A 19,244-nucleotide genomic window follows, 5' to 3' on the forward strand; every position below is an offset into this window, starting at 1 on the left:
AAAAATATATAAATAGGATAAAGAAATTTATTTCCTCAAAAAATAGTTTAAAGTAGAATAATCTACTTTAATATCTTACTTTTCCGATGTGTCTTGTAGCACCAGGATCTTCACCATTGAAGTGAGCCAGGTAATATACAAACCATTCAAGAGGAATCACTAAAATAAATGGGGACAATAACTTGTCAACATCAGCATAGTCATTGAGTTTATATATAATTGATTTTGCTTCAAGATTTTCGCAAAAGTCAATGGCCTTTTGGGTGATTTCATCTGATTCCAAATCAGATGTTAAAAATATTACAGGAACATCCTTTTCAGCCCTTTCAATCAAACCGTGCCTGAATTCAGCGGAATATTCCGGACATGCATGTTTTATTGCTCCTTCCATAAGCATTGTCATTGCCAATTTATATGCAAGACCAAAGTTAGGACCACTGCCTAAGCAGTAAAATATGTCCTCATCACTGTATTTTTCAGCCAAAGCCTTGTTTTCATCTTCTGTGGTGAGCAACAGTTTTTCAAGCATTTTCGGCATTTCGGCAAGTTGAGCCAATAGTTCAGTTTTATTTTCATAATCAGAAGCGCTAAACAATATCTGGTAAAGACAAGCTAATTGGGTGATGTAAGTTTTAGTACCTAAAATAGCTGTTTCTGTCTCACACCTAGTAACTATTGGAGTTTTAGCTTCTTTAATCATTGAACTATCAGGTTCATTTGAAATTGAAACAGTGTGAATACCGAAATCATTAGCCCTCCTAAGGGATGCTAAAGTGTCTGCGGTTTCGCCTGACTGGGAAGTAAAAATAGCCATGGCATTTTCGTTTTGTTGTAATTTCTTGTTATAGTAAAATTCATAACCTGTGTAAACTTCAATGTTGATGTTAGTGCTGGACATTCTTATTGCATCCCTAACACTGTAACAGGTTGAAATAGAACTTCCGCAACCGATTAAATAGACTTTGTCCACATCAGCAATCAAATCAGAAACTTCCCTTAATGTGGCAAATTCACTTTCAAAAGTCTTTCTGAGTGAATCCGGCTGCTCCATCATTTCATCATACATTTTATATTTCATAAGCCAAACTCCTTTAAAATTTATTAACAATAATAATATGTAGTTAAAACATATATAAAAATATTTTTAAAAGAATTATAAATAATGATAATTATGGAAATTGATTTAAGATTAATCGGAATGGAAAAAGGAAAGCAATATGAGACTATTATCACTACAGTAAACGCACAGAATGTTCAAAATGCCGCACCTATTGGAGTACTGTGTGCGGGAAAAGACATTGTTTTAAGCAGGATTTTCAAAGGCGGAAAGACCCTGGACAACATCATCTCTCAAAAGGAGTTTACAGTAAACATCACACACAATCCGGAACTGTTTACAATGTCAACTCTCGGAAATCTCCCTAAAGACTATTTCAATGAAGACAATTCCATTAAAGATATTGACGCCTACTTTAAATGCGAAGTAATTTCCATCAAGGAGGCAGTCAAGCAAAGCGATCCGATAAAGAAAAAAGACGAGGCCAATGTCATTAAGTCAAAAGTGACTGAAATGGTCATCAATAATGACATTAAAGCAGCTAACAGAGCATTTGCATGCATTATAGAGACTCTTGCAAATCTTACCCGCTTTGACATAGTGGATGAGAAAACAAAGCAATATTACCTAAGCAGATTCCAGGAAAACAGCCGTGTTGTAAACAAAGTCGGCGGAAAAACAGAAAGACTCACAATGAACGAAATAAAAAAAGAATTGATAAAAAAGGGCTATGAACCCTAATTTATTATTACATCCATAAATTCAAAGTTATCTCCATCAAACAATCCCATATCTGAAATCTTGATAGATGGAATTACCAGAAGTGCCATAAATGCCATTGTCATGAATGGAGCTTCAATTTGACAGCCTAAAACCTCCGCCATATTATGCAATGTTTCCAACTTGCGTGCAACTGCATAGGCATCATCATTACTCATAAGTCCTGCAATAGGAAGAGACAGGGAGTCTGTGAAGTCTTCGCTGACAACGGAAATTCCACCCTTATCATCTATTATTCTGTTGACAGCTTCAGCCATACTTTGCGAATTATAACCAATTACAATTATATTGTGAGAGTCATGAGCTATGGAAGATGCAATTGCACCTTTTTTAAGACCAAAACCTTTAATGAATGCGTTAGTGATTTTGTTTCCACCATAACGTTCCACAACAGCAATTTTCAATACATCCTGAGTGATATCTGATTGTATTTTTCCATCAACTGTTTTAAGTTTTGCAGTTGCTTTTTTGGTCAGTAGCTCCCCGTCAAAGCATTCTATAACATTAACTTCAGCTTCATCCCCTTCATAATATATCTCAAAATCATCTGCGGTTTTTCTGGAAGTGTTGATTGAATTTTCAGCATCAATTTCAGGAGCATCAAATAAGACATTTTCACCATCGAATACACATTTGCCCCCAATATATGTTTTTAAAATTTTTAAATCTGATAAACTGTTTACAATTAGATAATCTGCTCTTGCACCTTCAACAATTGCTCCACAATTTAAATTGTAATGGTATGCAGGGTTAATTGTCACCATATGAATGGCTTTGATTATGTCTATTCCCAAATTGACCGCTTTTTTTACAGAAAGATTCAAATGACCTTTGATTAAATCTTCAGGGTGCTTGTCATCACTAACAATAAAATCAAACAGTGGTGAGAAAATTTTTTGGCCGAATATCTCATTATAAATCATTCCCAATGCATCAGGATCTTCCACCATCTTTTCACCACCTTCCAAATCGAAAAGGTTTTCCATATTCAATGCAGACGATCCGTCACGCACCATAATTTTCATACCTTTCATCTTCTTTTCAATGACTTCCAAAAGGTTGCTGCATTCATGGTCTGTTATTATACCTTCAGCAAGATATTTATCCAGTTCTTCACGTGTAAGCAACGGAGCATGACCGTCAATCGGTTTACCGTACTGTTTTGCCAATGACAATTTGCTTAAAACTTCCTTATCACCATTGATTACACCCGGAAAATTCATCATCTCTCCAAGAGCGACAATTTCCTCTTTTTTAAGCAAATATTCAATTTCAGGAGAGTTCAAAATAGCTCCTGAAGTTTCAAATGGTGTTGCAGGAACACAGGACGGTGCTGTAAAAAAGAAATTGAAAGGAACTTTTTTAGAGTTCTCAATCATTGCTTCCACACCTGCAACACCCAGTACATTAGCTATTTCATGAGGATCACAGACAACAGCAGTGGTTCCATGGCGAACAGCAACACGGGCGAATTGTGCAGGAGTAAGCATGCTGCTTTCAATATGAATATGAGAATCTATAAAACCCGGAATCATCAAACCATCAATATCCATCCGAGTTTTCTCATTAATTAAAATTGGCTCAATATTTGTATAAACACCATTTTCAATTGTAATTCTTGCCGGATAAACGGAATTGGATATAACATCAAGTATAAAAGATGTAAAAGCCATATTCTCACTCCTCATGTAGAGCATTATATAATAGTGGCAGGAATGTGCCTATATCAGTAACGATACTGACAACCTGTGCGCTTCCCCTGTCTGACAATTTGGTAACTGTAGATGGGTTGATATCTACACAGATACTTTTAACCCTTGAAGGCAAGAGATTTCCCATTGCAATTGAGTGTAACATTGTTGAAATCATAAGCACCATGTCAACTTCCTGAGCATATTTTCTCATGACCTTTTGGGCTTCAATAACATCAGTCATGACATCCGGAAGAGGTCCGTCGTCACGGATTGATCCTGCAAGAACAAATGGAACATCATTTTTAATACATTCATACATTATACCGCCTGTCAAAGTTCCGTCTTCAACCGCCTGTCTGATAGAGCCTGAATTGTTGATTCTGTTGATTGCCCTCATATGGTGAGTATGACCGTGAGCTACGATTTTTCCGGTTTCCACTTCAATTCCCAGAGAGGTTCCGAAGAGATTTGATTCAATATCGTGAGTTGCAAGAGCATTGCCTGCCATGATTACATCAATGTATCCTTCCTTAACTAAAGCTGCAAGGTATTTGCCGGATCCCGTGTGCACAATAGCTGGTCCTCCAACAACACCTATTTTTCCCCCTTGAGCCTTGATTTCTTTCATTTCTTTTGCAATTCCATTAATCAAGTTCATCAATGGTTTTTCAGAGGACACATCACTGTTCATGAATTCAAACACTTGCTGTTTTTCTCTGGAGCGGTGAGGAGGGGTTACCCTAACACCATCAAGACCAACTACAATTTTATCACCAGCCTTAATGTCGGCGATTGGCCTTACGAATGCCCGTTTTTCTTTCTCATCAACAACAACCAGACAATCCATTTCAATATCCTCAACAGGAATCCAGTTGCCATCAAAATAAATATGTGTTGTGTGATTGGATGATGAATAAAAGCCTTCAGGAGCTACCTTATCTTTAGTGGCCGCTACAAGATTTACTTCCTTGATTTCATTGATTGATGCACCTAAAACAGACAGTTCATCCAGAATGGAATTCAATAATTCGGGAGAATCAGCCTGAACTTCAATTTTTGCATAGCTTGCATCTGATTTTTTACGCCCAACATCGATTTCCAATATGTCAAATTCTCCTCCCTTGTCCATAATTATTGCCATTGTCTTGGTTAAGGTCATTGAATCAATAATATGGCCGGAAAGCTCAATTATTCTTTTATTCATAATATTCATGCTCCATTTTAGTTAATATTATAAATATATGTTACTATGATATTTAATGGTATGGTTAGGGTTTAAAAAAAATAGAAAAAATAGTGAATTTTAAACAAATTTGACAGAACTGGCATATCTTTTCAGGTCATTGAGATTGTTTCCACCTACAAATACAACCTCACTTCCTTCATCATTTGCAACACCTACAAGATATGGAGGCATATTTCTCATTCCAATGTCATTTGACAGCACAAATAGATTTCCATCCCTGCCATGAATCTTATATAAATACGAAGTATTTAATCCATGAAGCGCATGCTGCAATGCATTGGATTCACCTTCAACCAGCAAGGAATTATCATAGTAATAGATAACAATTTCATTTCCATCAATTTCACAGTCCGCATTATCCTCCCAGTATTCATTTGCACATCCCAATCTTCCGTTTGGCAAACACCAGGCAACATTACTGTAATGCTGGCCGACAGGAACATCAACAGTAAAAAGTCCGTCAAAATTTTGTGCTAAACACAATGCAGGCATTGCCAGAACTAATGCAATTATAATCAAAACCAGTACAATAATTATTTTCTTTTTGATGATAACACCCCATCAGTAATAATAATTCTTTTGAACACAAGATATAAACATTTACATAATCAAACAAAAAAAGAGAAAAATAAGAAAATTACTTTCTTTTTATAATCATTACTCATAAGTTGAATCTATCGAATATCGGTTGTATATTATCCTTGAAGTATACATTTGAAATGTATGCTACAGCAATTCCCAAAACGATAAGGATAATAAGATGCCCTCCGAAAAAACCTTCATAGAATCCGGCTATAAATGCACCATACATAAATTCAACCAACGGATTTTCAAGCAATCCTAAAACCAAACCCACTACAAAACCGAAAGCAATTGCATTAACCTCATTGTTGATTTTAGCAGCAAACAATCCGACGCTCAATATGATTGCGATGATAAAAGAAAACCATGAAAATCCAATCAGCAATCCTATTAACGCCAATATAACAGATAACGCAAGGGCAATTACTGAAGGTTTCACTATCATGTTCAAGTTAAGCTTATCGGAAAATGAATTTTGAATATGAGCATCTGAAGCGGATTTTACACCTGTGAATAAATTTGTTCCGCATTCATCACAGAATGTTGCATTAGCGTCTATCCTTGTTCCGCAATTCGGGCAAGTTTTGGTCAAGTCAATTTTTCTATTAGAATTCTTTGCCCCACAAGTCGGACAGAATAATGAATTTTCTGAAAGTTGTGACCCGCAATTTTCACATTTAATGGAAACTTCTTCATTATTTATTTTATTTCCGCAGATTGGGCAGAATGCATCGCTTTTTTTTAAATCAGCTCCACAGTTATCGCATTTCAACGAAGATTCATCCTGAGGCAGAGATGTTTCTTCCATTTTGGAAACTTCATTTCCGCAGTTTGGACAGTTTTCAAGACCATCAGCAATTTCCAATCCGCAATTACCGCATCTAACCATAGTTACACCATCAGTTAAACAGCAAATCCTGTTTTAATTGGTTAAATTCATCCTGTGTAATTGCACCACTTTCAAGCAATTCCTGGAATTCCTTTAATTGCTGCGCTTTTGTAGGTTGGCTGGACTGATTTTCAACAACAACCGTTTGAGGCTTTGATCTTAATGTTTCAAATAGATCAATTAAGTTTTGGCCAAACTTGTAACTTGGAAGCCTTATTTCATAGGAGGTATTGTCAACAAGTTTTATTAACAGACGGTCAAACATGTCTGCACTGTCATTATTTGCAATCATGTCCTTGAATCTGGTTGCCTTAAGAGACTGAATGTCATTGTGAATATTTTTCATGATAGCGCCCGGAGAAATGAATTCCCTTTTTGTGATGTCTTCATATCTGCTTTCATCACCCAATCTTTTGGTTACTCTCATGGATACGATTTTATCGAAATAAAAATTGTTTATTCCTGCATTGACCTTTTCAAAGTCCCTATTGTCAATTTCCATGAAAACAAATTTATCTTCCTTAATCAAGAAAAATCCGTCGATGATTGTTTCATTACCTACAAAATTTCTTCTTGCTCTTCCTAAAGGAAAACCCAACACAGCTACATCAACCACATCATTTGCTAGCTGATGCTTTGTTGTTGACTGTTCAAGCTTATTGAATCTTTTGACACTTGTTAAAAAATAATCCTCATCTTTTATTCCGAACTCCTCTGCAAGCTTGTCATATCTTTCAATTACCTCGTTTCTCTTTTGGTTCCATTCCCTTTGACCTGATGACATGAATGGACCGTTTTCAGTGTGCAATTTATTGCCGCATTCCTTACAGAATGTAGTATTCCTACTGTTTTTAGCACCACATTTAGGGCAGATATCAGAATCGCTTTCAAATTGTTCCACTTTTTCTCCACAATTAAAGCAGAAATTAGAACCTACTACCTCTGCACCGCAGTTTTGACATTTAACCATGATTTAACCCCAATTGTTCTGATCTATTGTTTTTTTTATTTTATTTCCCCACTTGTTCTCTTCAATTTCGTCAACAGTACTTTGAAGGTTAGTGGATACATCTGAAATTGATGAATTAAGCGCATTAATCTTATTGTCCATGATATCGATTTCCAGTTTCATGAATCCCTTTTCAATGTCTGTGTATGTTTTGGAAGTTTCCTCGGAAATCATTTCCACTTCAGTTCCCTCATTTAACATGTCCATCAATCTTAAAAATACATGTTCCTGATGCTGTTTTTCATATTCCTTGATATCCGCAACACTGTAAATGTTATCCAAAAGCATCTTGATTACGTTGATAAAATCTTCCCTATCTGAGTGAGTGTTTATGTTACTTGGAATAATATCAGTTTTTAGTAAAAATACTGAATTGATTTCATCCCCATGTTTTAAAACTAATGAATATCCTTTGTTTTCAATATATACTAAAGAAATTGATTTATTATCATATATTTCAAGTTCTACTTTCGCAAATTCTTTAGGAATTGATAAAAAATTCAAATTACGCACTAACATTTTACCACCTTCTTACAATCAATGACTGTAGGTCATCCCACAACAAAGCCGATTCAGTTAAAATGGATTTAACGATTATTTTTTTGATGTGAAATAACCTCAAGATAATTGTTAAATTTGTTACACACATAATATAAACATTGCTATTAGCATGCTAATATCATATAGATATCTACTATATAGCTAAAGTATAAAGTTAAAATTATGAGTAAAAAAGATGATATGAGTATTGTATCACTGCTGGCCCGTTCGAAAAAACGAATCAAGGTTTTGAAATCCCTTGAAAAGGAGAACAAGATTCCTTCAAAAATAAGCAAAGACATTGACGACAACAGCAATCATGTTTCAAAATATCTGAAAACTTTAAAAGAAGCAAATCTAGTGGAATGTCTAAATGAAGATGACAAAAGATACAGATTCTACAGCATCACTGACAAAGGCAAATATTATCTTGACAGAGTAGAAAAAGATTTTAATGACTAATTTTACAATTTAACTGCATTTTTAGGGCAATTCTTAATGCATTCAGTACACAAAATACATTCAGTTCCGTTTTCCCTTGAGCGTGAATTATCAAGCAGATCAACATCCATAGGACATTTTTGAGTACAAACACCACAGTCAACACACTTGTTTTTATCAACCTTTACTCTTATCAATGAAAAATAGCTGGTCGGCTTTAAAAATACAGTTATTGGACAAACATATTTGCAAAATGCTCTGTTGTCTTTTAGGAAATATGCAAGAGCAACTCCAACACTATAATACAATATATTTCCAATTATAAACATATAAAATATAATCAAATCCAAATCAGCAATCTTTAACAGGAATAATAGTGATACACTCAGTAAAATTACGCCAAACAGAACATATCTTAAATATCCCCAATTCTTTCTGGGATTTTGCGGAACTCTGTATGGAAGCAAATCAAGTACCATAGCTATCCAACATGCATATCCACACCATCCACGGCCAAATATGAATGGCCCTGCGATTTTTGCAATAAGAAAGTGAACTACAGCCGCTTCAAAAACGCCTAAAAACAGATAATACCAAAATCCACTCATCAGCATATTTTCATGACCCATAATGGCAACGTAAAATAAGATATATGAACCGACTGCAAGCAGAATCACGTTTCTTGCATATTTGTTTCCCTTTGCCATCAGGAACAATCCTATTGAAATGGCAGTTCCGATATACAAGAAGTTAAATATAAAAAAAGTATTTGATGTTGCAAAATACATCAAACCTGCAATAACTACAAAAATTATCTCCATAATAATTGGTGGTTTAACATCCATATTAATCTATTAAGGTCAAAAAGTCATAAATAATTTTTGCCGCAACAACCGCCGTGTTGTCCCCCAACCTGTCACTTGCTGTTTCCACAACATCCAAACCGACAACATTCTTGTGACACAATGTTTCAAATATTGTTTCGATTTCAGATACAAAAAGTCCTCCAGGGGTTGGATTTCCAACATTAGGTGCAATAGCAGGGTCAACTACATCCATATCCACTGAAATGTAGATTGGTCCGTCGATGTTTACAAGATAATACTCAATTGCATCCATGTGCTTGTGTACATCCCTGTTCTTGAATGTCTGGATATTATATGTTGACTTTACGAATTCCTCCTCTTCAAGAGATGATGACCTTATTCCTATTTGAACCAGATTTGCACCATCCTCATGAGCTCTTCTCATTACGGTTGCGTGTGAGTATTTCTCACCTATGAATTCAAATGCAAGGTCTCTGTGAGCGTCCAGATGGATTACGGTTAACTTTTCCAGCCTTTCACTTAATGCCTTGATGGCTCCTATTGATGCGGAATGTTCTCCACCAATTATAACTGGCTTTAGACCCAAATCCAAAAGTTCGTTTACTGTATCCTCAACTATCCTGCAGGTCTCTTTACAGTTTCCGGGAACTACATTGACATCACCGAAATCATAAAAAGTAGTTGTCAAATCTTTATTAAAAACAGTGTTGTATTTTTCAAAACCAAATGAAGCCTCTCTTACAACAATTGGCCCCAAACGTGCACCGGAGTGATAAGAAGTAGTACTGTCAAAGGGAACTCCGATTATCCCATATGAATTTTCCTTAAAATTTTCATTTTCCGCTGAAAACGCGAATTTCCATGGTTCATAAGTATTTAAAAGCATAATTTATCTAAAAAAATGAAAATAATTTTAGAGGACTTAAGCAGATCCTCTAGTTCTCATTATTTTCATGTTTCCTAAAGCGACGATGTATTCAACTTCAATACCTTCGACGATGTCATCTTTTAAGTCTTCAGGCATTGGTAAGTCGATGGTATCGTAGTTTTCCATATCCATCAATTGAACATTGTCACCTTGGATTGAAATAACCTGACCTAATCTTTTGTCGATAATAGGAATATCTACTTTGTTGTCCACTGGTTTAACGAGACTTCTTTTTTGATTGTCGAAAACACCTACAGCTTCAATTCTTGCTTTTGCTGCACCGTGTTTACCAGGTGATGAAGTAGTATAACTGATAATTTTACAAGCTTCTCCGCCTAAAACGATATATTTTCCAACTTTTAATGTTTTAATTTCTACAACTTTTGTTGACATTAATTTTCCTCCATAAATAAAAACCGGTTTTTATAATCTTATAATAAGGAATATTATTAGATTAATATAAAGTATATTTTCTATTTTATATAAATTATTCGATTATATGGATTTTAAAAAAATTAAATTAAACCTTTATTTATCAAATTCAACCACATAGAAGCTGCCGCAAGAGCCAAAATGACAATTACCCAAATTACAATGAATAATTTTTTATTATCTTTTGCTCCCTTGTAAAGGTATCTTTCACCTTTCTTGTCACTGTGATAATCCCTGTTATTTTTATAAAATTCATCATTTCTCAAATAATTGTAAAAAGCTCTTGTGATAAAGTAAAATACCTCAATAAGAATTATTCCTGCAAAGGGAAGGGTTCCTCCAGGCACAAACATCATTATTGCAGATGATGAAATCAGTATCAGCAAAATCATGAAACACAGTGATAAGACTAAAGACAAATTTCTGTTCAAAATCATTAGGTACACCTAAATTATTATTATGAGTAAATCATTTAAATATTTTATTATAAATATTAAAGCAAGTGATAAAATGAAAATAGCTATTGTGACTGGAAAAGATGAAGGACCAACAAAACTGAATGCCTTCGATAATGCACTAAGCGATGCCGGAATCGGTGATGTAAACCTTATAAAAGTATCCAGCATGCTTGCAGGCAATGCAGAGATTTGCGAACTGCCACCCCTTAAAGCGGGAAGCATGGTGAACTGTGTTTTATCAAGCGTCACATCAGACAACCCAGGAGATGAAATAAGTGCAGTGATTGGACTTGCAATTGGAGAGGAATTGGGCTGTGTTGTTGAAACAACAGGAATCAATAAAAAATTGGAAGACCTGAAAAATGAAGCCAAATACATGGTCCGATACATGATGGAAAAACGTAATGTGGAAATTAAAGACATGATTATAAAATCATCCTCAGCAACTGTCGAAAATATCGCATCAGTTGTCGCATCGGTTGTATACCTAAAAGATGAAATTATTGAGGGATAACATGGATGCCAAAGACAAAAAAATCGCAACAGACCTCTGCTATGAAATCATAAGAGAAGTGGGAATGGCAATAAGGCCATATGTAGGAAAGCCGGAATCCGGCGAAAAGGTAAAGATGGGAGCTGACGGCACACCCACATCACTGATTGACATAATAGCAGAAGAAAAAGTTATTAACATACTGAAAAACGCTCCAGTCCTCTCATACATTGTTAGTGAAGAAATTGGAGAATTGAAATTAGGTAAAGGTACCAAAAGAAGTATTGTTCTGACTCAGGAACTTAGAAGAGACGACATTGATGAAGACGAAAAGCCAAAATTCATATTCCTTGTCGATCCTGTTGACGGAACAAGCAACGCAATCAAGGAAATTCCAGCATTCGGAATTTCAATAGCTGTCGCCAACGTGCCCGAAGGAAGAGTGGCTACACTCAACGATGTTGAATTGGGATTCATAAGTAACTTCGGAAACGGAAACTTTTTTGAAGCTGAAAAGGGAAAAGGATGCTGGTTGAACAATGAAGAAGTTCATCCAAGCAATACCGTGAACATAAGCGATATAACCCTTGGAGGATTTACAAAAAGCGGAACCTCTGCAGCTTCAAAACTGGTCGACAATGCAAGAAGAATGCGAGTGCTTGGAAGCGTAGTGCTTGAGATTTCATATGTTGCAAGCGGAAGATATGATGCATTCATAGATTTGAGGGGAAGCAGAATAATAGACATTGCAGCATCCAAACTGATTCTGGAAGAAGCCGGAGGAATCATCACCGACAAGTATGGAGAAAAACTGAACAACAAATTAAGCATCCACGAAAAGACAATAGTTATTGCAGCAAACAACAATATTCTCCACAAGCAGATGATTGATATCCTCAACGACAACCAGACTGATTTCATCGGAAAAATAGGAATCGCAAGCAGAATCGACCAGGACCGCCCAATACTTTTTACAGCACAGCTTGTTGATTTTCTTCTTACAAACGGACGGGAAGTTGTCATTGAAACCAGGGTGGCTCAAAAGCTTCAAGAGCTTAAGGAAAATCCTAAACTGGACAAAATCATTAAAAAAACAATAAAGCAGTACCCTGAATTATCCGAAATTCTTGAATATATCAACTTCAAAATCGACTACAAGCAGCTTGCCTGCGACATAAACGAGTTTGACTGCGATATGGCAATCGTTCTTGGAGGTGACGGAACCCTTTTAAGAGCTCAAAGAAAAATGAAACCTGAAACACCAATATTCGGTATCAACATGGGAACCGTCGGATTTTTAACAGAAATCGAAGCAAAAGATGCGTTCAAAGCATTGGATGAAGTACTTAGAGGCAACTATTACAAGGAAAAAAGGTCAAAGCTTGTCGTATCACACGAAAACCACCAGTATACCGCAATGAATGAAGTGGTTATAATGACCAACAAGCCTGCAAAGATGCAGCACTTCCAAATCAAGGTGGACGGAGAAATCATTGAAGAGGTCCGAGCTGACGGACTCATCGTTTCCACCCCAAGCGGATCAACAGCATATGCAATGTCTGCAGGAGGACCTATTGTTGATCCTAAAGTCGGAGGATTCATAATAATTCCTATTTGTCCTTACAAACTCAGCGCAAGACCGTTCATTGTGTCAGACAACAGTGAAATTACAGTCAAACTGCTTAAAAAAGGTAAGACTGCAGTGTTTGTAATGGACGGTCAGAGAAACGAAGAGGCAGAATATGAAGAGGAAATCAAATTCAAGAAATCCGACAAAAACGTTTATCTGATTAGAACCTCAACCAAATACTTCTACAAAAAGGTAAAGGACAAGTTAAACTAGATGGTAACATGCACTACATTGTCATCGATTTAACACACGGAGGAGTGAAGATTGCAATAAGCCTTGCCAAAAAGGGAAAGGTTGTCCATGCAATCGACTATTACGATACGCTGAATGTCATAGACACAAAAATGCTTGAGGTTTATGACATCAATCTTATTTCCCTGGAAAATCTTTCAAACTTCAAAGGAAAAGCCTGCGTGATAGCTCCTATACACTTTCCACTCACATCAGACGAGATCCAGGAGTACAATCCCGATTTGAACTGCGAATTTTTAACCCATCATGAAGCAGTTGCAAAAATTCTTAAGAATTGGGGTGAAGACATTCCTAAAATTGAAGTCACAGGGGTGAAAGGAAAGACAAGTTCAGTATTCATGCTGAAAGAGATTTTAATCGATGAAAATCCACTTATACTGTCAAGCCTGGGAGCAATACTTTATGACAATAAAAGAGAACTTGTCCTGAAAAAGGACATTTCAATAACCCCTGCAAACATAAAGGAAACAATAGATCTTGCATATAAAGTTGCAAATCCCGTGTGTCTGATAGCTGAAGGTAAGCTCAAAAGCGAAAACCTCAAAAAATACTCTTCAGCAATTTTTGAAAGCTCTCTGGGAGTTACTGGAATAGGTGATGTGGGGCTTTTGACAAACATTGCTGAAGACTATCCAATAGCCAAGGCCAAAAGCTCTGCAAGCAGTGCAAAAGCACAGGTTTTCAGATGCAAGACAGTTGCATGTCAAAAGGAAGCATATGACAAATACTACTCACAAATCAGCCACGAGAGGCTGAATACATTTTCTTTAAATGATTCCAAGGCAAATCTTTATGCTAAAAGAATCATATATTCCCTTGACAAGACCTCCATCGACATAAGCTATAGTGATGTGAAGACTAATGAAGGCAATGTCTTAAGTGGAGATATTCAACTCAAATGCTTTGCACCGGGTCCGCACCACGTGTCAAACGTTTTAGGTGTTGTGCTTGCGAGCTTATGTCTTGAAATTCCTCATGAAAAAATCATAAATGGTCTTGAAAACTACAGGGGAATTGCAGGACGAACAAATATGAAACTAATTGAAAACTCAATCATCATCGAAGAGATTAATCCCGGAATAAACACACAGGCAATAAAGGAATCAATCAATATGATTACCAATCCCAAAGATTTCTACATCGCCATTGGCGGAGACTACGGAATCACATGCGAAGAGATTGACGAGGAAAAACTATCACAGTTTTTAGGCACTGCCGAGTGCAATATCATACTGACCGGAGATGTAGGAAAATCCCTTTCAAAAAGACTGTCTGAAAATATACAGTTTATCGAAAATTACAACGACTGCTACGATTTGGCCATAAAAAACAATAAAAACCTTCTTTTTATCTACAGGTCCGATTACAGAAAACTTTCCCAAAGATAATTTTTCCAGTAATTCCAGTAAAAATTGAAACATTTAATTATTATTAGATATAAAAATTAAAAATGTAAAAATTTGTTGAGGTTATCAGCCACAGCAATGAAAAAATTTAAAATGGGGATAATAAATGATAGTTGGAACTAGAGGCAGTCAATTGGCTTTGGCGCAAACCAGACAGGTATGTGCAGACTTATCAAAGTTAACCAAAGAACCTATTGACGTGGAAATCATAAAAACAAAAGGAGATAAAATCACATCTTCACAATTATACAATATGGATTCAAAAGGTCTTTTTACCAAAGAATTGGATATTGCACTGCTTGAAGAGGAAGTTGATTTTACTGTCCACAGTTTTAAGGATTTACCTACAGAACTTGATGAAGATTTGGAAATTGTAGCCGTTCCAAAACGTGAATCCCCACATGAAGCATTAATTTCTGAAAAAGGCTGGGATGAATTGGAACCAGGTTCAAAACTCGGTACCAGCAGCCTTAGAAGAGAAGCATTCTGCAACCATTATCACAAGGAATTTGAACTTATGCCAATCAGAGGAAACATTGAAACCAGAATCAACAAGGTGTTTGAAACCGACCTTGATGCTACCCTAATGGCTGAGGCAGGACTGAAAAGGTTAAACCTGACAAAATACATCAAAACTGTATTTCCGCTTAACTACATCACTCCTCCTGCAGGACAGGGAGCTTTGGCAATAATTACCAGAAAAGACTCTGATGTTAAGGACAAGATTTCCAAACTGAATGATTATGTTTCAATGCAGGAAGTGCTTTCAGAAAAAATGGTGCTTGAAGAGTTAGGCGTTGGATGTCAATGGCCTATCGGAGCGATAGCACGAATGAACGATAAAGAATTTAATATTTATTCAATATTATTAGCTAAGGATGGCGAAATCCTTAAAGAGCAAAGCGAAAAGGGTTCCATCAAAGATGCTGTTGAACTTGGTAAACGCATCGGAAAACTTTTCGAGGATTATGTTTAAACGGAGGAATTGAATTGAGAACTGTAAACGTAGGAGTAATTGGAGTCGGAGCAATGGGTGAAAACCATGTTCGTGTATACCATAAAATGGAAGAAGCAAATTTAATTGCGGTTTCTGATGTTAGCGAAAGAGCACTTAAAAAAATAGAGAAAAAATATGGTGCGAAAGGTTACACCGATTATTGTGAATTACTCTCAAATCCAGAAATTGAAGTAGTGAGTGTTTGTGTACCAACCACATTCCACCATGCCGTTGTAATGGAAGCAATAAAACACAAGAAACATGTTTTGGTTGAAAAGCCAATTGCATTTACATTGAGCGAAGCTGAAGAAATGATTGCCGCTGCAAAAGAGGCGGGAGTAACACTTGCAACAGGACATGTGGAAAGATTTAATCCAGCAGTTCAAAAAGCTAAAGAGCTTATTGATGATGGAGTAATTGGAGACATAGTATCCGCTTTTGCAAAAAGAGTAGGACCATTACCACCAAGAATAAAGGACGTTGGTGTATCAATCGACTTAGCTATTCACGATTTGGACATTATGAACTATCTTTTTGAAGAGGACATTACCCAAGTTTACGGAACAATGAACAGCAGCTTTGATGACAGCGAATTTGAAGACCACGCAGAAATCATGGTAAGTTTCGACAACGAATCAACAGGAATCATCGAAGTGAACTGGTTAACCCCATACAAACGTAGAGAACTGGAACTTACCGGAACAGCAGGAATCATTTCTGTAGACTACATCCAGCAAAGCATAGAAGTTTACGGTAAATTTGCTCAAGATATTGAAATCAAACATGAAGAACCTCTAAAAGGTGAATTAAAATCATTCCTCAATTCAGTTGTTGAAGAAAAAGAACCTGAGATAACTGGTGAAGATGGACTTAAAGCTCTTAAAATGGTTATCGCAGCTAACAGATCATCCAAAGAACATAGACCGATTAGCTTAAATGAACTTGAATAGGTGAGATACGTGAAACAAAAATTAATTCAAAAAGCTCAAGAACTCAGACAGCATGGATTTACTACCGGTGAAATTGCAGATGAACTAAATGTGAGCATGGATACTGCAAGATGGCTGACCCTTCAAAAGGCGGCTGAAGTAAAAACAGAAGCCCCAACAGACTTTGCAATCAACTGGAAAAGTATTGGAGGAAATGCGGCACGTTTAAGATATGTTTCCAGCGCATTAAGTGACATGACATTGACTCATGGTGAAGCTGATGTTATTTGCGGCATTGCAGTGAGTGGAATTCCATTTGCTACAATGATGTCTGACCTATTGGAAGATATGACAGGCCTTGACACTTCACTTGCAATCTTCCACCCTCACAAACACAGAAAAGACACAGATGACAGCGATGACGAAGGAACCATAAGTACCAACTTCGGAACAGTCGAAGGCAAGAAGGTCGTCATTGTCGACGATGTCATCACAAGCGGAAAAACAGCCCGTGAAGTTATCCACACAGTAAAGGATTTAGGTGGAGAACCTCTCTGTGTAGTCGTTTTAATTGACAAAGCAGGTCTTTCCGAAATCGAAGGAATTCCTGTAGAATCATTAATCAAAGTAAGTAGAATCTAACCAGTCTACTTATATTTTTTTAAAATTTTTTTAAAGTAACATAATTTTACCATCAATAAAAGGAATAATATGGACTTAGCACTACTTGGAAACATGTCAGTAATTCTCATTACTGCAGTAATAGTATTACTGATTTTCAACAAACTTAAGCTGCCGACAATGATTGGGCTTTTCATTACGGGAATAGTGATTGGTCATGCAATCAATGACACAACCCTGATTTCAACCGTTTCCGAACTGGGAGTAATATTCCTGCTTTTTATCATAGGTCTTGAGTTTTCCGCAGAGAAGTTCTCAGCAATAAGGCATTACGCACTGATTGGAGGTCTCCTTCAGGTATGCCTAACCACAGTTTTGATAACATGTCTGGGACTCATACTGAGATTGCCATTAAACTCAGCACTATTTTTCGGATTTCTGGTGGCTTTTTCAAGTACCGCTATCGTGATGAAGATAATGCAGCAAAGGCACATCACCCACTCAGTTCAGGGAAGGGTAACACTAGGTATTCTGATATTTCAGGACATTGCAGTTATTATCGTGATACTGATAACACCTCTTTTGGGTGGAGAGGAACTTGCCCTAAACAGCCTGCCGTCAGTTGCGGTTAAAGTAATCGGTCTGATAATACTTCTGTATGTAGGAGCAAAATGGTTCATCCCTCTTGCGCTGAAGGATGCTGCAAAGACAAAAAACAGAGACCTCTTTCTGCTTTTGACACTTTTCATCTGTATGGGAACAACATTCGGAACCAGCCTTATCGGAATAGGACCTGAACTTGGAGCATTCATTGCAGGACTTCTGATTTCAAATACTGACTACTCCCACCAGACTCTCGGATACATTCAGCCGTTCCAGGACGTGTTCATGAGCATATTTTTCATAAGTATCGGGCTTATGGTTAACCTGCATCTCTTTTTAGCAAATATAGGCATCATCATAGCCCTTACTGCAGCTATTCTAGTAATTAACTTCGCAGCAACAATGATTACTGGAACAGTCTTAAAATTGCCTACAAAAGTAATGGTGAGCATTGCATTATTATTAAGTCAAATCGGAGAATTTTCCTTTGTTTTAGCAAGTGAAGGTATGAATTATGGCCTTATGACCAATGAGTTTTTCAGCGTATTTCTGGGCGTGAGCATCCTTACCATGTCTGCAACACCATTTCTGGAAAAGCTTACTCCAAAAATCACCGAGCTCTTTACACGCATCGACTACTTCAGCATTGACGATGAGCTTTTGACACTGCCTGAAGAAATAGAGGACCCGCAGGAAATCAGGGATCATGTTATACTGGTCGGTCTAGGACGTAACGGAAAGCACATGGCAAGTGCATGCAAGAAGTTCAACATCCCATACCGCATCGTGGATATGAATCCTGTTATCGTTGAAAACCAGCAGGCATTGGGACTTCCAGTCATATACGGTAAGGCATCAAACGAAAGCGTGCTTAAGGAACTGGGCATTACCTCTGCTTTGTGCATAGTCATATCCGCTTCAACTTATGATGAAACCATCAAAACAATCGATGCTGCCCGCAGACTTAATCCCGACATTCATATCATTGTCCGTACAAAGTATCTCAAAAACATTGATGATGTCATAGAGGCAGGTGCTGATGAGGTAATTCCGAAGGAGTTCGAAACAAGTATCATGATGTTTACAAGAATCATGGATTATTATAACAAGGATGTCGATGACATTACAAATGCTGTTAACGATCTTCGATCTAACAACTATGATGCATTCCGTAACGTAACTTCAGAAGATATATCTACATATCTAAACTACAAATACACAGATTTGGAAGTTGACTCTCTGAGAGTATCTGAAGATGTCCATATCGAAGACCTTCCGTTCAAGCAGAACAGTCTTACAGTAACAGGAGTAATTCGAGGAAAGGACACATTCATAGACGTGACAAAAGGATTCAAATTCCTTGAAGACGACCTTATTGTTTTTGTCGGACACAGGGAAAACATCAACAAGTTCTTTGACTCAATCTGAAA

The 19,244-nt window shown here is 36.8% G+C and carries 20 protein-coding genes; 9 read left to right on the plus strand and 11 right to left on the minus strand.

Annotation, left to right across the window (positions count from 1 at the left end; genetic code table 11):
- Nucleotides 1-67 precede the first annotated feature (67 nt).
- A complete protein-coding gene (locus tag Q0P94_RS03040; RefSeq protein ID WP_295113672.1) occupies nt 68-1,078 on the minus strand; it encodes an SIS domain-containing protein in 1,011 nt (336 codons plus the stop codon).
- 93 nt (nt 1,079-1,171) lie between these two features.
- Here Q0P94_RS03040 and Q0P94_RS03045 point away from each other — a divergent pair, with 93 nt between their 5' ends.
- Complete coding sequence (locus tag Q0P94_RS03045) at nt 1,172-1,798, plus strand: DUF447 domain-containing protein (RefSeq protein WP_295113674.1); 627 nt, start codon at nt 1,172-1,174, stop codon at nt 1,796-1,798.
- On the opposite strand, the gene ade is transcribed toward Q0P94_RS03045, so the two are convergent.
- From ade to Q0P94_RS03075, 6 genes are all read right to left on the minus strand, one after another.
- Entirely contained in the window at nt 1,795-3,510 is a 1,716-nt protein-coding gene (gene ade / locus Q0P94_RS03050) for an adenine deaminase (protein ID WP_295113676.1), read from the minus strand. The genes Q0P94_RS03045 and ade overlap by 4 nt on opposite strands.
- A gap of 4 nt (nt 3,511-3,514) precedes the next feature.
- Entirely contained in the window at nt 3,515-4,735 is a 1,221-nt protein-coding gene (locus tag Q0P94_RS03055) for a TIGR00300 family protein (protein WP_295113678.1), read from the minus strand.
- A 99-nt stretch (nt 4,736-4,834) separates the two neighbouring features.
- Nucleotides 4,835-5,296, minus strand: a complete 462-nt coding sequence (locus Q0P94_RS03060) for a hypothetical protein (RefSeq protein ID WP_295113680.1) — start codon at nt 5,294-5,296, stop codon at nt 4,835-4,837.
- 142 nt (nt 5,297-5,438) lie between these two features.
- Complete coding sequence (locus Q0P94_RS03065; RefSeq protein WP_295113683.1) at nt 5,439-6,248, minus strand: zinc ribbon domain-containing protein; 810 nt, start codon at nt 6,246-6,248, stop codon at nt 5,439-5,441.
- Nucleotides 6,249-6,258: 10 nt separating this feature from the next.
- The gene (locus Q0P94_RS03070; RefSeq protein WP_295113685.1) at nt 6,259-7,218 is read right to left on the minus strand and encodes a zinc ribbon domain-containing protein; all 960 of its coding nucleotides are present in this window, start codon (nt 7,216-7,218) and stop codon (nt 6,259-6,261) included.
- Nucleotides 7,219-7,221: 3 nt separating this feature from the next.
- Entirely contained in the window at nt 7,222-7,776 is a 555-nt protein-coding gene (locus tag Q0P94_RS03075) for a hypothetical protein (protein WP_295113687.1), read from the minus strand.
- Nucleotides 7,777-7,980: 204 nt separating this feature from the next.
- Here Q0P94_RS03075 and Q0P94_RS03080 point away from each other — a divergent pair, with 204 nt between their 5' ends.
- Entirely contained in the window at nt 7,981-8,259 is a 279-nt protein-coding gene (locus tag Q0P94_RS03080; RefSeq protein WP_295113689.1) for a winged helix-turn-helix domain-containing protein, read from the plus strand.
- 2 nt (nt 8,260-8,261) lie between these two features.
- Here the strand turns inward: Q0P94_RS03080 and Q0P94_RS03085 are convergent, their stop codons facing one another.
- From Q0P94_RS03085 to Q0P94_RS03100, 4 genes are all read right to left on the minus strand, one after another.
- On the minus strand, nt 8,262-9,083 hold the full coding sequence (locus Q0P94_RS03085) for a 4Fe-4S binding protein (protein WP_295113691.1): 822 nt from the start codon (nt 9,081-9,083) through the stop codon (nt 8,262-8,264).
- A 1-nt stretch (nt 9,084) separates the two neighbouring features.
- On the minus strand, nt 9,085-9,951 hold the full coding sequence (gene speB / locus Q0P94_RS03090; protein ID WP_295113693.1) for an agmatinase: 867 nt from the start codon (nt 9,949-9,951) through the stop codon (nt 9,085-9,087).
- 36 nt (nt 9,952-9,987) lie between these two features.
- Nucleotides 9,988-10,386, minus strand: a complete 399-nt coding sequence (locus tag Q0P94_RS03095) for a translation initiation factor IF-5A (RefSeq protein ID WP_295113695.1) — start codon at nt 10,384-10,386, stop codon at nt 9,988-9,990.
- A gap of 122 nt (nt 10,387-10,508) precedes the next feature.
- A complete protein-coding gene (locus Q0P94_RS03100; protein ID WP_295113697.1) occupies nt 10,509-10,862 on the minus strand; it encodes a hypothetical protein in 354 nt (117 codons plus the stop codon).
- Between the two features lie 73 nt (nt 10,863-10,935).
- Here Q0P94_RS03100 and Q0P94_RS03105 point away from each other — a divergent pair, with 73 nt between their 5' ends.
- From Q0P94_RS03105 to Q0P94_RS03135, 7 genes are all read left to right on the plus strand, one after another.
- Nucleotides 10,936-11,397 (plus strand): pyruvoyl-dependent arginine decarboxylase, encoded by a 462-nt coding sequence (locus Q0P94_RS03105; RefSeq protein ID WP_295113699.1) that lies wholly within the window; start codon nt 10,936-10,938, stop codon nt 11,395-11,397.
- Between the two features lies 1 nt (nt 11,398).
- On the plus strand, nt 11,399-13,219 hold the full coding sequence (locus Q0P94_RS03110) for a bifunctional NADP phosphatase/NAD kinase (protein ID WP_295113701.1): 1,821 nt from the start codon (nt 11,399-11,401) through the stop codon (nt 13,217-13,219).
- Nucleotides 13,220-13,227: 8 nt separating this feature from the next.
- The gene (gene cfbE / locus Q0P94_RS03115; protein WP_295113703.1) at nt 13,228-14,646 is read left to right on the plus strand and encodes a coenzyme F430 synthase; all 1,419 of its coding nucleotides are present in this window, start codon (nt 13,228-13,230) and stop codon (nt 14,644-14,646) included.
- A 124-nt stretch (nt 14,647-14,770) separates the two neighbouring features.
- Nucleotides 14,771-15,640 (plus strand): hydroxymethylbilane synthase, encoded by an 870-nt coding sequence (hemC, locus tag Q0P94_RS03120; RefSeq protein ID WP_295113705.1) that lies wholly within the window; start codon nt 14,771-14,773, stop codon nt 15,638-15,640.
- Between the two features lie 14 nt (nt 15,641-15,654).
- On the plus strand, nt 15,655-16,611 hold the full coding sequence (locus tag Q0P94_RS03125) for a Gfo/Idh/MocA family protein (RefSeq protein ID WP_295113707.1): 957 nt from the start codon (nt 15,655-15,657) through the stop codon (nt 16,609-16,611).
- A 9-nt stretch (nt 16,612-16,620) separates the two neighbouring features.
- Nucleotides 16,621-17,232 carry an orotate phosphoribosyltransferase-like protein gene (locus Q0P94_RS03130; protein ID WP_295113709.1) on the plus strand — a complete coding sequence of 204 codons (612 nt, stop codon included), beginning with the start codon at nt 16,621-16,623 and terminating at the stop codon, nt 17,230-17,232.
- Nucleotides 17,233-17,301: 69 nt separating this feature from the next.
- Nucleotides 17,302-19,242 carry a cation:proton antiporter gene (locus tag Q0P94_RS03135; protein ID WP_295113711.1) on the plus strand — a complete coding sequence of 647 codons (1,941 nt, stop codon included), beginning with the start codon at nt 17,302-17,304 and terminating at the stop codon, nt 19,240-19,242.
- Nucleotides 19,243-19,244 lie beyond the last annotated feature (2 nt).

This window comes from uncultured Methanobrevibacter sp. (assembly GCF_946184425.1).
Classification (GTDB): domain Archaea; phylum Methanobacteriota; class Methanobacteria; order Methanobacteriales; family Methanobacteriaceae; genus Methanocatella.